The sequence below is a fragment of the Aquamicrobium ahrensii genome, from assembly GCF_040545755.1.
GTDB lineage: Bacteria > Pseudomonadota > Alphaproteobacteria > Rhizobiales > Rhizobiaceae > Mesorhizobium > Mesorhizobium ahrensii.
In genome coordinates, this window is sequence record NZ_JBEPMN010000005.1 from 151303 (window position 1) to 165425 (window position 14123).

14 protein-coding genes and 1 riboswitch are annotated in these 14123 nt (G+C 65.4%); of the genes, 9 read left to right on the plus strand and 5 right to left on the minus strand.

What is annotated here, in order from left to right; translation table 11 throughout:
* Positions 1-663, minus strand: coding sequence for a thiamine diphosphokinase (locus ABID44_RS09215; protein WP_354151410.1), 663 nt, complete (start codon positions 661-663; stop codon positions 1-3).
* 83 nt (positions 664-746) lie between these two features.
* Positions 747-859, plus strand: a riboswitch (TPP riboswitch).
* Between the two features lie 43 nt (positions 860-902).
* Between ABID44_RS09215 and thiB the strand changes: the two genes are divergently transcribed.
* The 4 genes from thiB (at position 903) to ABID44_RS09235 (ending at position 5898) form a co-directional block, all read left to right on the plus strand.
* A complete protein-coding gene (gene thiB / locus ABID44_RS09220) occupies positions 903-1901 on the plus strand; it encodes a thiamine ABC transporter substrate binding subunit (protein ID WP_354151411.1) in 999 nt (332 codons plus the stop codon).
* A gap of 6 nt (positions 1902-1907) precedes the next feature.
* A complete protein-coding gene (gene thiP / locus ABID44_RS09225) occupies positions 1908-3536 on the plus strand; it encodes a thiamine/thiamine pyrophosphate ABC transporter permease (protein WP_354151412.1) in 1629 nt (542 codons plus the stop codon).
* The gene (gene thiQ / locus ABID44_RS09230; RefSeq protein WP_354151413.1) at positions 3533-4261 is read left to right on the plus strand and encodes a thiamine ABC transporter ATP-binding protein; all 729 of its coding nucleotides are present in this window, start codon (positions 3533-3535) and stop codon (positions 4259-4261) included. Before thiP ends, thiQ begins: the two co-directional genes overlap by 4 nt.
* A gap of 185 nt (positions 4262-4446) precedes the next feature.
* The gene (locus tag ABID44_RS09235; protein WP_354151414.1) at positions 4447-5898 is read left to right on the plus strand and encodes a M48 family metalloprotease; all 1452 of its coding nucleotides are present in this window, start codon (positions 4447-4449) and stop codon (positions 5896-5898) included.
* A gap of 131 nt (positions 5899-6029) precedes the next feature.
* On the opposite strand, the gene ABID44_RS09240 is transcribed toward ABID44_RS09235, so the two are convergent.
* On the minus strand, positions 6030-6233 hold the full coding sequence (locus ABID44_RS09240) for a YdcH family protein (RefSeq protein WP_354151415.1): 204 nt from the start codon (positions 6231-6233) through the stop codon (positions 6030-6032).
* 246 nt (positions 6234-6479) lie between these two features.
* Between ABID44_RS09240 and ABID44_RS09245 the strand changes: the two genes are divergently transcribed.
* The 3 genes from ABID44_RS09245 (at position 6480) to ABID44_RS09255 (ending at position 9150) form a co-directional block, all read left to right on the plus strand.
* On the plus strand, positions 6480-6659 hold the full coding sequence (locus ABID44_RS09245) for a YdcH family protein (protein WP_354151416.1): 180 nt from the start codon (positions 6480-6482) through the stop codon (positions 6657-6659).
* A gap of 375 nt (positions 6660-7034) precedes the next feature.
* Entirely contained in the window at positions 7035-8291 is a 1257-nt protein-coding gene (gene ispG, locus ABID44_RS09250) for a flavodoxin-dependent (E)-4-hydroxy-3-methylbut-2-enyl-diphosphate synthase (protein WP_354151417.1), read from the plus strand.
* A 4-nt stretch (positions 8292-8295) separates the two neighbouring features.
* Positions 8296-9150: a lytic transglycosylase domain-containing protein gene (locus ABID44_RS09255; protein WP_354151418.1), complete on the plus strand. Its 855-nt coding sequence runs from the start codon at positions 8296-8298 to the stop codon at positions 9148-9150.
* 7 nt (positions 9151-9157) lie between these two features.
* Here the strand turns inward: ABID44_RS09255 and ABID44_RS09260 are convergent, their stop codons facing one another.
* Positions 9158-11473 (minus strand): response regulator, encoded by a 2316-nt coding sequence (locus ABID44_RS09260; protein WP_354151419.1) that lies wholly within the window; start codon positions 11471-11473, stop codon positions 9158-9160.
* Positions 11474-11610: 137 nt separating this feature from the next.
* Positions 11611-12549: a polyprenyl synthetase family protein gene (locus tag ABID44_RS09265; protein ID WP_354151420.1), complete on the minus strand. Its 939-nt coding sequence runs from the start codon at positions 12547-12549 to the stop codon at positions 11611-11613.
* A gap of 84 nt (positions 12550-12633) precedes the next feature.
* Between ABID44_RS09265 and ABID44_RS09270 the strand changes: the two genes are divergently transcribed.
* Both ABID44_RS09270 and rpmF read left to right on the plus strand, forming a co-directional pair.
* Positions 12634-13401, plus strand: coding sequence for a biosynthetic peptidoglycan transglycosylase (locus tag ABID44_RS09270; protein ID WP_378226577.1), 768 nt, complete (start codon positions 12634-12636; stop codon positions 13399-13401).
* Positions 13402-13535: 134 nt separating this feature from the next.
* The gene (gene rpmF, locus ABID44_RS09275) at positions 13536-13718 is read left to right on the plus strand and encodes a 50S ribosomal protein L32 (RefSeq protein ID WP_035021965.1); all 183 of its coding nucleotides are present in this window, start codon (positions 13536-13538) and stop codon (positions 13716-13718) included.
* A 136-nt stretch (positions 13719-13854) separates the two neighbouring features.
* Here rpmF and ABID44_RS09280 read toward each other — a convergent pair whose 3' ends face one another.
* Entirely contained in the window at positions 13855-14118 is a 264-nt protein-coding gene (locus ABID44_RS09280) for an ArsR/SmtB family transcription factor (RefSeq protein WP_354151421.1), read from the minus strand.
* Positions 14119-14123: the final 5 nt, after the last annotated feature.

Genomic DNA, 14123 nt, shown 5'->3' on the forward strand with positions numbered 1-14123 from the left:
TCAGCCGTCCTTTCCGGTAAGCGGATGGGCGACCAGCAGGGCGCGGCCCCGCGCAAGGTCGATACGAAGCCGCCCGCCAGTTGCGTTCGACTTCAAAACTTCGTTCGACATGGTCAGCGACGAGCCGAACGGCACGGTGACGGCGTCGAGCGGCCATTTCGCGCCGGTCACGGTCAGCCCGGCCAGCTCCGAAAAACCGAGAACCGAAAACAGCGTGCCCTCGGCATAATCGAATTCCACCGGTGCGTGCGGCAGCGGCCGGCCCTCCTGCGCGCCGCTGGTCAGAATCACGTCGATCCCCATCTCGGCCAGCCGCAGCGCCAGCGTCATGTGCAGGAAACTGTGGTCGGCGCGCGCGCCGCCGAACGCACCGGCCAGCACAAGCGCGCTCGCCCCCTGTTCGAGCGCGATGTCCACCGCCAGCTCACCGTCGGTGCGGTCCTTGTCCGAGGGGAATTCCCGCTTTGGCACAGCTTTCAGACGCTCCGGCAGCATCTGGGGAGCGGAATCGAAATCGCCAACCCAAAGCTCCGGCACAATGTCGAGGGCCTCGGCGTGGCCAATGCCGGAATCGGCGGCGATGATTCGCGTTCCGGCGATCTGGCGCTCAAGGGCGGGCGTGCGGACAAGCTCGCCGCCGAGAAGAATTGTGTATCGGCTCATGGGAGGGGCATTAGCAGTCCCTTCAATGGAACGGAAGAGCGCCGCCTCTCTTGCTTCCCGCCGTCGGGGGCCCTATTTCTGGATATGCTCTAACGGGGTGCCGGACGCGTTCTTCGCGGCCCGGCTGAGAGGCTCAGGCCAACCCGCCGAACCTGATCCGGCTTGTACCGGCGGAGGGATTAGAAGCTGTCGGACATCCGGCGCCTCGACCCCCTGACCACGAAACCAAGGAGGCGCCGATGCGCACATTGCTTCTATCCGTCCTCTCTGTCGCCGCGCTGTTCGCCGTCGCGCCCGCTTCGGCGCAAGGCAAGCTCACCATCTACACCTATGACAGCTTCACCGCCGACTGGGGCCCCGGCCCGCAGGTGAAGAAGAATTTCGAGGCCGAATGCGGCTGCGAGGTCGATTTCGTCTCCGTGGCTGACGGCGTGGCCCTGCTCAACCGGCTGAAGCTGGAAGGCGCGTCCACGAAGGCCGACATCGTGCTCGGGCTCGACACAAACCTCACAGCAGAGGCGTGGGGCACGGGACTGTTCGTGGCCCATGGCGCAACGCCGGAAGCGAACGTTCCGGGCGGCTGGAACGACGACATGTTCGTGCCTTACGACTACGGTTATTTCGCCGTGGTCTATGACACCGAAAAGCTGCCCGAGCCGCCGTCGAGCCTCAAGGAGCTGGTCGAGGGGGACCAGAAGCAGAAGATCGTCATTCAGGACCCGCGCACCTCGACGCCGGGCCTCGGCCTGTTGCTGTGGGTGCGTTCGGTCTATGGCGAGGAGGCGGGCGCGGCGTGGGAGAAGCTGAAAGGCCGCGTGCTGACGGTGACGCCCGGCTGGAGCGAGGCCTATGGGCTGTTCACGAAGGGCGAAGCGCCGATGGTGCTGTCCTACACCACCTCGCCAGCCTATCACATGATCGCCGACAAGTCGGAGCGTTATCAGGCCGCCCCCTTCGCGGAAGGGCATTATCTCCAGGTCGAGGTGGCCGGCATCACCATTGCCGGGGCGAAGAACCCGCTGGCCGAGAAATTCCTCGCCTTCATGACCGGGCCGGGCTTTCAGGATTCGGTGCCGGAAACCCAGTGGATGTACCCGGCCGGCAAGACCGACAAGCCGCTCGACCCGGCCTTCGACAAGCTCGTGAAGCCGACCAAAACCTTGCAGTTCAGCCCGCAGGAGGTGGCCGACAACCGCAAGGCCTGGGTGGATGAGTGGCTGGCGGTCATGGGCAGGTAAGACAAATTGGCCGCCGGGAGAGTTTCCGCACAAAGCGACCTGCGCATCGCCGCCGGCATCGTGGCGCTGGCGGCGATTTCGCTGCTGATCGGCGGCGCCTTCGCCGGTCTGGTGGCCGAAGGCGTGCGCGACCTCTCCGGCGCGGTCGCCGCCTTCGATCCCTATATGCTGAGGGTGGCGCGTTTCACGCTGTGGCAGGCGCTGCTGTCGACGCTGCTCTCCGTGGCGCCAGCGTTGTTCGTGGCGCGTGCGCTGGCGCGGCACCCGCATTTTCCGGGGCGCGGCCTGATCCTGCAACTCTTCGCCGTGCCGCTGGCGCTGCCGGCTCTTGTCGCGGCCCTCGGCGTTCTGGCGCTCTACGGGCGCGCCGGTTATTTCGCCGGGCTGTTCTCCACGCTCGGCGGCGATGAATGGCCGGGCGTTTACGGGCTTTCCGGCATCCTCGTCGCGCATGTGTTCTTCAACCTGCCGCTCAGCGTGCGGCTGTTCGTGGAAGCCTTGCAGACGGTTCCAACGGACCAGTGGCGGCTGGCGAGCCAGCTCGGCATGGGGGCGCGGGCCGGCTTCAGGCTGATCGAATGGCCGGTGCTGCGTCAGGCGCTGCCGGGCGTGGCCGGGCTGGTGTTCATGCTGTGCGTCACATCCTTCACCATCGTTTTGACGCTTGGCGGCGGACCGCGCGCCACCACGCTGGAAGTCGCGATCTATCAGGCGTTGCGCTTCGATTTCGACCCTGCCCGCGCCGTGGCCCTGACCACCTTGCAGGTGACGCTGACGCTGGCCATCGTCTTCGCGCTGACGCGTCTGGGAGCCAATACGACGGCGGAGGCCAGTCTTTCGGTAGCGCCGCGCCGCTTCGTCTCGGTCGGAGCCGGGGAGGCGGCGCTCAACGCCGTATTGATCGTGCTCGCCTTGCTGTTCGTCGCCGGCCCCATGGCCGCGACGGTGGCGGCGGGCTTGCAGGCCGAGCTTGGCCGTCTCGTTCTGGAGCCGGCGGTGCAGCGCGCGGCGCTCACCAGTCTGGCGCTGGCGCTGTCGTCGGCGCTGCTGGCGGCCGCCCTTTCGATGGCGCTGGTGATGGCGCGCCGCGCGCTCGCCCTGCGCCCCGCCGGTGCGCGCCGCCCGCTGCTCGAATACGCCACCGATACGGGAGCCGGCTTCGTGCTTGTGGTGCCGCCGATCGTCGTCGGCGCGGGCTGGTTCATCCTGCTGCGCCATGTCGCAGATGTGTTCGCTTTCGCGCCGGTGCTGGTGGTCACCGTCAATGCGGTGATGGCGATGCCCTTCGCCATAAGAGCGCTTCGCCCGGCCTATGATGCGGCGAGCGCCCGCCACGAGCGGCTGTGCGCGCAGTTGGGAATCGTAGGCTGGGCCCGGCTCAGGCTGATCGACTGGCCCTCGCTGCGGCGGCCGCTGGCCACCGCGGCCGCATTCGCCATGGCGCTGTCGCTGGGCGACCTTGGCGTGATCGCGCTGTTCGGTTCCGATGCCGTGCAGACGCTGCCCTATCTGCTTCTGGCGCGCATGGGCAGCTACCGCACTGCCGATGCGGCGGGACTGGCGCTGCTTCTCGGGCTGGCCTGCCTCGCCCTGATGTTCCTGTCGACGCGGCTCGCGAAGGAGACGCAGCAATGACCCGCAGCGCATCGTCCGTCGCCGGGGTACAGGTGGAGAAGGTGAGGTTCAGCTATGGCGAGGCCGCGTTCGAGTTCGACGTGGCGTTTCGGCCCGGCTGCATCACCGCCGTGATGGGGCCGAGCGGATCGGGCAAATCGACCCTGCTCAACCTCGTCGCCGGTTTCGAGATGCCGGCCTCCGGCCGTGTGCTGATCGGAGGCCGGGATGTCAGCGCCGACCTGCCGGCGGCGCGGCCCGTTTCGATGGTGTTTCAGGAAAACAACCTGTTCGCGCATCTCACCGTCGAGCAGAATGTCGGGCTTGGCCGCTCGGCGTCGCTGCGATTGAACGATGCGGATCGCGTGGCCGTAGCCGGGGCGCTGGAGCGCACCGGGCTTGGCGGCAAGGGAAAACGCCTGCCGCGCGAATTGTCCGGCGGCGAGAGGCAGCGGGTTGCACTGGCGCGGGTGCTGGTGCGCGAACGGCCGGTATTGCTGCTCGATGAGCCTTTTGCGTCGCTGGGCCCGGCGCTGCGCGAGGACATGCTGGATCTGGTCGCCGCGTTGCAGAAGGAGCGCGGCCTGACGGTGCTGTTCGTGACCCATCAGCCGGAGGATGCGCGCCGCATCTCGCACGACATGGTTTTCATCGAGGGGGGCCGGGTGGCGGCCAGCGGGCCTGTCGCGGAGTTCTTCGGCGAGGGTGGACCGGAGGCTTTCCGGCGCTATATCGGCGCTTCCTGAAGCGATCGCCCGCATGCGGACATAATTTGCCATCAATGCGACATTAGGGAATATGGCGGGATCGGTCGAATCGTGGCCGTTGTTCGCAACTGTCCGGGGCACGGTAGCGGTTATGCCGCAGATGAGGAAAGGAAGCCCAGCTGTCGTCCGTCCTGAAGCCTGACCGAAAGCTGTCTCCGGCGCGAATGCTCGCGCTGGCTGGTGTCGCCGTGGCGCTGGCGGCATGTCAGGCCATCGTGCCGCCGGACATGCAGGAATCGGCTTTCCGGCCTTCCACCAAGCCGGTGACGGTGGATAATGTCACCGCCAACAACAAGCTGGCGGAACTGGCGCGCGCCCAGCATCCGCGCATTCTGGCTACCTATGGCGGCGAATATTCAGACCCGAAGCTGGAGCGCATGGTGGCCAAGGTTATCGGCAGCCTGACCACGGTTTCGGCCAATCCGACCCAGAACTACCGCATCACCATTCTCAATTCGCCCAATGTCAACGCCTTCGCGCTGCCGGGTGGCTATCTCTACATCACCCGCGGTCTGCTGGCGCTGGCCAACGATTCCTCGGAGCTGGCGGCCGTCGTGGCGCATGAGATGGGCCATGTCACCGCCAATCACGGATTGCAGCGCCAGCGGCTGGAGGCGGAAGAAGGACTCGCCACCAAGGTCGTCTCCGACGTGCTTGGCGACAGCCCGACCGCCAAGGCGGCGCTGATCCGCGGCAAGCTGCGTCTCGCCCAGTTCTCGCGCAACCAGGAGCTGGAGGCCGACGTCATCGGCATCAAGTCGGTGGGCGAGGCGGGCTACGATCCGTTCGCCGCCAGCCGCTTCCTGCAATCCATGTCGGCCTATACGGATTTCCGCTCGGTCAGCGGCGCCACCGACGCCAGCCTCGACTTCCTCGCCACGCACCCGAACACGCCACAGCGTATTGAACTGGCGCTGCGCCATGCGCGGCAGTTCGGCCAGCCCGGCGTCGGCACGCGCGATCGCGACAGCTATCTCGCCGGAATCGACGGGCTGCTCTACGGCGACACGCCCGACGAGGGCTATGTGCGTGGCAACAATTTCCTGCATCCGAAGCTCGGCATTTCCTTTTCGGTGCCGGACAGCTTCATGATCGACAATTCCGCCACCGCGGTGACGGCCACGGGGCCCGGAGACATGGCGGTGCGCTTCGACGGCGTCTCGCTCGATCCCAATCGCTCTCTGGGCGACTATATCCGCAGCGGCTGGGTGGCCGGGCTCGATGCGTCGAGTGTGCGCGAGACGACCATAAACGGCAGTCCGGCCGCTACGGCCAGAGCGCGCGCCGAGGGCTGGCAGTTCGATGTCACCGTCATCCGGGCCGGCAGCCAGGTCTACCGGCTGCTCACGGCGGCTCCGGCCGCCAGCACGTCGCTGGACAGTGTGGCGCGCGTGGTGGGCGGCTCGTTCCGTATCCTGACGCAAGCCGAGAGGGACGCCCTGAAACCGCTGCGTATCCGGGTCGTGACCGTGAAGCCCGGCCAGACCATGGGCACGCTGGCGGCGCAGATGGTGGGCGTGGACCGCAAGCTCGATCTCTTCAGGGTGCTGAACGCGCTTGGGCCGGGAACTACGCTTTCGGCGGGCGACAAGGTCAAGATCGTCACCGACAGGTAGCCTGTCCCGGAACAGGGCAGGCGCGTGAGCGGCCATGCTTGCCTGCTTTGTCTTCATGCACGAAACGGCGCTCGAAGAGGCTGCATCGTGGCCGCGCCGGTTCCGGGGCTCGCGCCGCCAAAGCGATCCGCTCAGGCGATGATGTCGGGAATGATCCGGTCTTCCAGAGAGCGGAGCCTGTCCTTCAGGGCCAGCTTCTTCTTCTTCATGCGCTGGATCTGCAAGGGGTCGCAGCCTGTGGCCACCATGGCGTTTATGGCGGCGTCGAAATCGGCGTGGTCCTGCTTCAAACGCGCGAATTCGAGTCGAATCTCGGCCTGTTCCTGCTCGGACATTACCTACCATATGCAAATTTCGACGCCCGCAACGCTGCCGCGGCGGGGTCAGATCGGGCGGGGAGCGGCCAAAAAAACCACTCGCTGGCAAATCAATATCACATTTTGGTCCCAGGTGAAATGCAACGCTTATGCGTTCGACAACCGTCCCGGTTGATGGCACAGTGTCATCCAGCCGTCACAAATGTGGGCCGGCAACATCGGTGGCGGTTGCAGTCGAGGAAACCATGAAAGGGAGAACCAATCATGTCTCTTGCATCCCATCTTGACGAACTGCAGAGAAAACACAGCGATATCGAACGGCAGATCGATTCAGCCCTGCAACATCCTTCCACGGACGATCTGGAAATCGCGAATCTGAAGCGACGCAAGCTGGCCATCAAGGACGAGATTGAGAAACTCAGGGCCCAGCCGACCTCTCACTGATATCCGGCCTGCCTGAAGGCGGGCAATTCGGCAAACGGCCGTCGGCGGCGCAAAGCCGCCGGCTGGAGCCTGTGATTTTATTGAATCCGATCGTTCGGGCGGCGTTCCCGGGCCGAAGACGACGCCTGTCAAAGGCGGCGGCTGAGCGCCGGATTTGCCGCCGGGCGCATTGGCGGCATTGACAAGAGAGGCTCTCTCCTCCACCTCATTGCTGAGTTTTGCGTGTCCGCCCGTTCCCGGGTTGGCCGGCCCGCGCCGACCGACCTTGAATGCGCCTTCATTTCGGTATCGGTACGCAAGGTTTGATGTAACAGGGCTGCTGACGTGTCCGGCGGGACGCGCCGCGCCCAGGAATAATGTCAGAGGCAACCGGGCATGACCGGGTACTATTCCTCTCCGTTCCCGCGCCGCGCTTCGGTGGGCGTCGATGTCGGCGGCGTCATGGTCGGCGGCGGCGCGCCCGTGGTGGTGCAGTCGATGACCAACACCGACACCGCGGATATCGACGGCACCGTCGCACAGGTGGCGGCCCTGCACAGGGCCGGTTCTGAACTGGTGCGCATCACCGTGGACCGGGACGAGAGCGCCGCGGCGGTGCCGAAAATCCGCGACCGGCTGGCCCGGCTTGGCGTCGATGTGCCGCTGGTGGGCGACTTCCATTATATCGGCCACAAGCTTCTGGCCGATCATCCGGGCTGCGCCGAGGCGCTGGCGAAATACCGCATCAATCCGGGCAATGTCGGTTTCAAGGACAAGAAGGACAAGCAGTTCGCGGACATCGTCGAGATGGCGATCCGCTACGACAAGCCGGTGCGCATCGGCGTCAACTGGGGCTCGCTCGATCAGGAGCTTCTCACCCGGCTGATGAACGAAAATCAGGACAACGGCTTTCCGATGACGGCGCAGGAAGTGACGCGCGAAGCCATCGTGCAGTCGGCCATCCTGTCGGCTCATATGGCGGAAGAGATCGGCCTCGGCCGCGACCGCATCATCCTGTCGGCCAAGGTCAGCGGCGTGCAGGACCTGATCGCCGTCTATGCGGAACTGGCAAAGCGCTGCGACCATGCGCTGCATCTTGGTCTGACCGAGGCCGGCATGGGTTCAAAGGGCATCGTCGCGTCTTCGGCTTCCATGGGCATTCTGCTCCAGCAGGGCATCGGCGACACCATCCGCATTTCGCTGACGCCGGAGCCCGGCGGCGACCGCACGCGCGAGGTGCAGGTGTCGCAGGAACTGCTCCAGACCATGGGCTTCCGCCAGTTCGTGCCGATCGTGGCGGCATGTCCGGGATGCGGGCGCACCACCTCGACCGTGTTCCAGGAGCTCGCCCAGAACATCCAGGAAGACATTCGCCGCAACATGCCGGTCTGGCGCACCAGATATCCGGGCGTGGAGCAGCTCAAGGTTGCGGTGATGGGCTGCATCGTCAACGGGCCGGGCGAATCCAAGCATGCCGATATCGGCATCTCGCTGCCGGGCACGGGCGAGACGCCGTCAGCGCCGGTGTTCATCGACGGACAGAAGGCTGCGACCTTGCGTGGACCCAATATCGCAGCCGATTTCGAAAAGATGGTGACCGAATATATCGAGAACCGCTTCGGCGTCGGAACAAGGGCCAAGGCGGCCGAATAGCGCCATGCGCCTTCCCGCGCCGCTGATCGCCATCCTGATCTGTTGTGCGCTGACGGGCAATGCCGCGCGCGCCGATCCGCCCCGGCCGGCGCGGGAGCGGCTGATCGACCGGGTCTGCGACCTCATCGAGTTTCATTCCGGCAGCGCCGGCCTGCCGCGTGATTTCTTCGCCCGGTTGATCTGGAAGGAAAGCCGCTTCGACCCGAACGCTGTGAGCCCGGTCGGCGCGGAGGGCATCGCCCAGTTCATGCCCGGAACGGCGAAGCTGCGTGGTCTGGCCGATTCCTTCGACATCGAGCAGGCGATCCCCGCCTCGGCCGCCTATCTCGGCGAGCTGAAGGAGAATTTCGGCAATCTCGGTCTTGCCGCCGCCGCCTACAACGCCGGCGAGAACCGGGTGGCGCGCTGGCTGTCCACCGGCGGTTTCCTGCCGCTGGAAACGGAAAACTACGTGCTCGACATCATGGGCGAGCCGGCTGACGCTTTTTCGGACAGGAGCTATGCCGGCAAGGTGCAGAAGCTGCATTCCGAACTCGGATTCGGTCCGGCTTGCCGGCGTCTGCCGGTTTCGGCGTCATCGACCATCGCCATGGCGACGGTTCCGGTCAGCCCATGGGGCGTGCAGGTGGCCGGCGGTTTCAACCGGGCGGCGGTGATCCGGCAATGGCAACGGTTGCAGGCGCGCCATTCAGGCGTGCTTGAAGGGCATGAGCCGGTGGTCAGCCGGGTGCGCTCGCCACGCGGGCGGCGTGGCATCTATGCGGTGCGCATAGGGGCCGAGAGCCGCTCCGAGGCCGATACGATCTGCCAGAGGCTGCGCGGTTCCGGCGGCTCCTGCGTCGTGCTGCGCAATCGCTGACGGCGCGTCAGGCCGTTTTCGCCGTCTGCGTTTCGCCCAGCCAGTTGCCGATCTTGGCCGCCAGCCGGTCGGGAGACACGGGCTTCGGCAGATAGTCGTCCATGCCGGAATCGAGGCATTTTTCGCGATCCCCCTTCAGGGCATGCGCGGTGACGCCGATGATCGGCGTGCGGCGGCCGCTCGGCGCTTCGGCGGTCCGGATGGCGCGGGTCGCTTCAAAGCCGTTCATGTCGGGCATCGACACGTCCATCAGGATCAGGCGCGGGCTGAGCGCGCGGTGCATGTCCAGAGCCGTGCGCCCGTTTGAGGCGATGCGGTAGCTGAGGCCAAGCCCGTTGAGGATCTGGCTGAACACAAGCTGGTTCACCTCATTGTCCTCTGCGATCAGAATGTCGATCGAACCGCTCGCAGCCTCCTTCGCCATGGCGGGTGCGAGAACGGGCGTTTCGATGCGGCGCTGTATGGGAGGTTTCGGCAATGGCTGGCGAATGAATTGCGTGGCGCCGGGATGCTGGCGCGCCTTCTGGATGGTGGAGATGATGGTGCCCAGCAGCACTGCGGAGCGCGCCGGCTTCGTCAGATGCGCGGCAATGCCGTAGTCGATGATCAGACGGGCGAAATCCACCTGATCGACGGATGTGAGCAGCACGACCGGTATGGTGGAGAGACGGCTGTCGCCGGCGAGCGCGCGGGCCACGTCAGCGCCGTTCATGCCGGGCATCTGGTAGTCGAGAATGATGCAGTCGACGGACGCGCCGAGCTGGCAGGCCCGTTCCAGGAAGGCGAGGCCGACGGCGCCGCTTTCGGCCGCCGCACAGTCGAACCCCCAGCTTCGGAGCTGTTCGAGCAGGATGTCGCGGTTGACCGGATTGTCATCGATGATCAGGACGCGCGCGCCGGTCACGTCGCCGGGGACGCGCTCGTCGTCGACATGCATGTCGTGAACCGGCATCGGGGCGCTGAACCAGAAGATCGAACCGCGTCCCATCTCGCTGCTGACGCCCATCTCGCCGCCCATCAGTTCCACCAGCCGCGCGCCGATGGCGAGCCCGAGGCCCGTGCCTTCATGGCGGCGGGTGGAAGAGGCGTCCACCTGTGCGAACTTTTCAAACACGCTTTGCAGCTTCTCGGCGGGAATGCCGATGCCGGTGTCCTCGACGCTGACCTTGAGCATGGCCGCGCCTTCGACCACCTCGCCGCTGACATCGACCAGCACATGGCCTTTTTCGGTGAACTTCACGGCGTTGCCAAGCAGGTTGGTGACGATCTGGCGGAAGCGGCCGGCGTCTCCGACGACGAAGGCCGGCAGACGCGGGTCGACGCGCACGATCAGTTCAAGATTCTTTTCAGCGACACGGGCCGAGACCAGCGTGGCGACGTCCTCCACCGCTTCGGTCAGCCTGAACGGGGCCGGATTCAACGTCAGCTGACCGGCGTTGATCTTCGAAAAATCCAGAATGTCGTTGATGATGGTGAGCAGCGCATGGCCGGATTTGACGATCACGTCGGTGAAGGTCTTCTGGCGCGGCGTGAGGTCCGTGTTGGCCAGCAGCTCGGCCATGCCGAGCACGCCATTCATGGGGGTCCGGATTTCATGGCTCATATTGGCCAGGAATTCGGACTTGGCGCGATCGGCCGCCTCGGCGCGCTTGAGCGATTCAGCGGTGCGGGCGAAGGCGCGTTGGATCGCCTTTTCCATGGGCCTGAATATCCAGAAGGTGACACCCGCCAGCGTCAGCGCAAAGATCACCGTTCCCCACAACAGCAGGCTGGAGGAGCGGGCGTCGGCCAGCCGGCGCTCGGCGTCCAGCGCCACGCGGGCGCGCATCAGCAGGGGCTGCGCAAACAGGGTGTTCTGGTTGAGGACGTCGCGATGGTTCCAGTCATCGAGGCTTTTCGCCTGCGTCATGAGGGCCAGGTTGCGGGCCATGTCGCGCGCCGACCACAGGAGATCGCGATTGACCGAGGCTGCGGCGAGCGCGTCGGTCGTGCCTTGCGTCATCCGGGGGGAGAGCTCCGCCAGATCTGTGGTGATCGCCTCGATGCCTTGCAGCAGCTTGCGTGCGTGCAGGCCGGCCGAACCGGTGAGTTCGTCGCTGGTGGTGGTGCGCCAGGCGGAAGCGGCGTTTTCAGTGAAGTTCGCGGCATTGTCGAGGCTGCTGCCGAAACTGGCGATGAGGGCGCTCAGCATGTCGACGCGGTTGCGATAGGTGTTGATGTGGTTCAGGGCCGCCACAAGGCCGATCACCGTAAGCGCCAGCACTGTAAGGCCGGACAGGTATCTTATCCGGACGGACCGGACGAACGACGAATATTCCGGCATGCGCAGTCCCCAGCCCTCTACGCAATTTCAGAGCATCGGACCCGAAAGCGTCCCCGGCTTTGGGATCCGGCTCAATCAAATGCCGGGATTACGCTCCATATATCATTAACAATCCGTTCCGGACCGGGCAGCGCGGGCTACTTGTCGCGACTGGCGACGAAATGTGCAGCCTGTTTCAGGATTGCGGCACGTTCGCCATAGGGTTCGAGCAGGGCCGACGCCTGCTCCACAAGTCCGAGAAGCTGGCTGCGCGCCCAGTCGGGTCCGTGCAGGGCGGCCAGGGTAGCCTTGCCGGCGGCGGCGTCCTTGCCGGTCGCCTTGCCAAGCTGGTTGGCGTCCGCGGTCAGGTCGAGCAGGTCGTCGGCAAGCTGGAAGGCGAGCCCGATGGCCGAACCGAATTCGGCCAGCCTTTCGCGGTCGCCTTCGGGCGCGCCCGCCACAATGGCGCCGGCCTCGCAGGCGTAGCGAAACAGCGCGCCGGTCTTCATCGCCTGCAAACGGATGACCCCCGCTTCATCGGGCGTTTCGCGCTCGGCGGAAAGGTCGAGCATCTGTCCGCCCACCATGCCGCCGAGCCCCGAGGCGCGGGCAAGGCCGCGCACGAGCGCCAGACGCGCAGCCGGCGGCACGGATGCCGGGCCGCTGTCGCCAAGGTCGTCGGACAGGATATCGAAGGCCAGCGTCAGCAAGGCGTCGCCTGCAAGAATGGCGGTGGCCTCGTCGAAAGCCTTGTGCACAGTCGGCTGGCCACGGCGCATGTCGTCGTCGTCCATCGCCGGCAGGTCGTCATGGATCAGAGAATAGCAATGCACGCATTCCAGCGCCGCCGCGACGCGCAAAGCTTCCTGCTGGCGAGGTTTCGCGCCGAACAGCGCCGCGCTTTCGATGACGAGGAAGGGCCGCAGGCGCTTGCCGCCATTGAGCGCGCCATGGCGCATGGCGGCGACCAGACGCTCCGGGCGCACGATTTCTCCCGCCAGCGGGTTGCCGTCGAGTATGCCGCGCAGCAGCGTCCCGATGGCCTGAGCCCGTTCATCGAGCAGGGTTTCGAAGCGAATTCGAGCATCGTTTTCCATGTTGGGGAGCGGTAGCCGACGCGCAGACATTGCGCAAGCAGCCAAGCACCTTTATGCGGGAAGGGAGCAGGCGGGAGCGGCCGGGTGTCGGAACCGATCATAGAGCAGGAGACCGAGGGGCTGGTCCACCGGGGACAAGGCATGGCTTCGCGATCGAGGGGCAGAAGCAGGGGCAGGCTTCGCGCGCTCGTGAGGCTTGCGGCGATCCTCGCGCTGGCGCCGGTCGTGCTGACCCTGCTTTACCTGCCGTCCTTCGTCCACCCGGTTTCCACCCTGATGCTGAAGGACGCGGTCACCTTCTCAGGCTACGATCGCCGCTGGGTGCGGCTGGACGACATCGCGCCGGTGCTCGCCCATTCGGTCATCATGTCGGAGGACGGGCAGTTCTGCGCGCACCATGGGGTGGACGTCGGCGAGTTGCGGGCCGTGGTCAACGACGCGCTGGCCGGCGGCGGCGCGCGCGGGGCCTCGACGATCACCATGCAGACGGTGAAAAACCTCTATCTCTGGCAAAAACCCTTCACCACGGCGCGCAAGGTGGTGGAACTGCCGCTGGCGGTCTATTTCGATCTGGTGACGCCCAAGCGGCGGATCATGGAAATCTATCTCAATATCGCGGAGTGGGGGCCGGGCATCTACGGTATCGAAGCGGCGGCGCAGCATCATTTCGGCGTGCCGGCCTCGAAGCTGACGCGCCGGCAGGCGGCGCTGCTGGCCGTCACGCTGCCCAATCCGCAGGCGCGCAACCCTGCCAAACCCGGCCCCGGCTTGCGCCGGCTGGCCAACCTGATAGAACGGCGTGCGTCGCGTGCGGGCAGCTATGTCGGTTGCCTCAAATCGGCGCGCAGCTAAAAAACTTGCTGGACCCCGCTGGCCAAAACGCTGCAGGCCGTGTATAGGCACGCCACTTTCATCTGGAATTTGGCCCTGCAGGCGGCCCTTACACAAGGGCGAAGCGGGTTGTTGAACACGAGCGGAGCATATCCATGGCCGTACCGAAGCGAAAAACCTCCCCGTCCAAGCGCGGCATGCGCCGTTCGGCCGATGCGCTCAAGGCGCCGACCTATGTCGAGGACAAGAATTCGGGCGAAATGCGTCGCCCCCATCACGTCGACCTGAAGACCGGCATGTATCGCGGTCGCCAGGTGCTGACGCCGAAGGAAGGCTGATCTTTCAGGATCGCCGGCAGGTTTGAAGGCCGCCTTCGGGCGGTCTTTTCATTTCTGCAACCCGGAAAAATTGCCGGTGGTATCAAACGGCATGTCATTGTCCTGAAGCCTGTCGCGCTTTCCGGGCGACAGGCCTTCAAACGGTCCAGAACTGGTCCAGCCACAGGTTGAGCTGCACGAAACCCGTATTGCTGATGCTGTAGACGCGACGGGTGCCCTCCGCCTGCGCGCTGACCAGCCCGGCATCGAGCAACACCTTCAAATGCTGGGAAACCGCCGGTCTTGAAACCGGCAGGCCGGACGCCAGTTCGGTGACGGTCTTGGGGCCACGCCGAAGCTCCTCCAGAATATGACGCCGGTTGGGATCGGCGATCGCCATGAATGCATCAGCAAGCATCATGACTC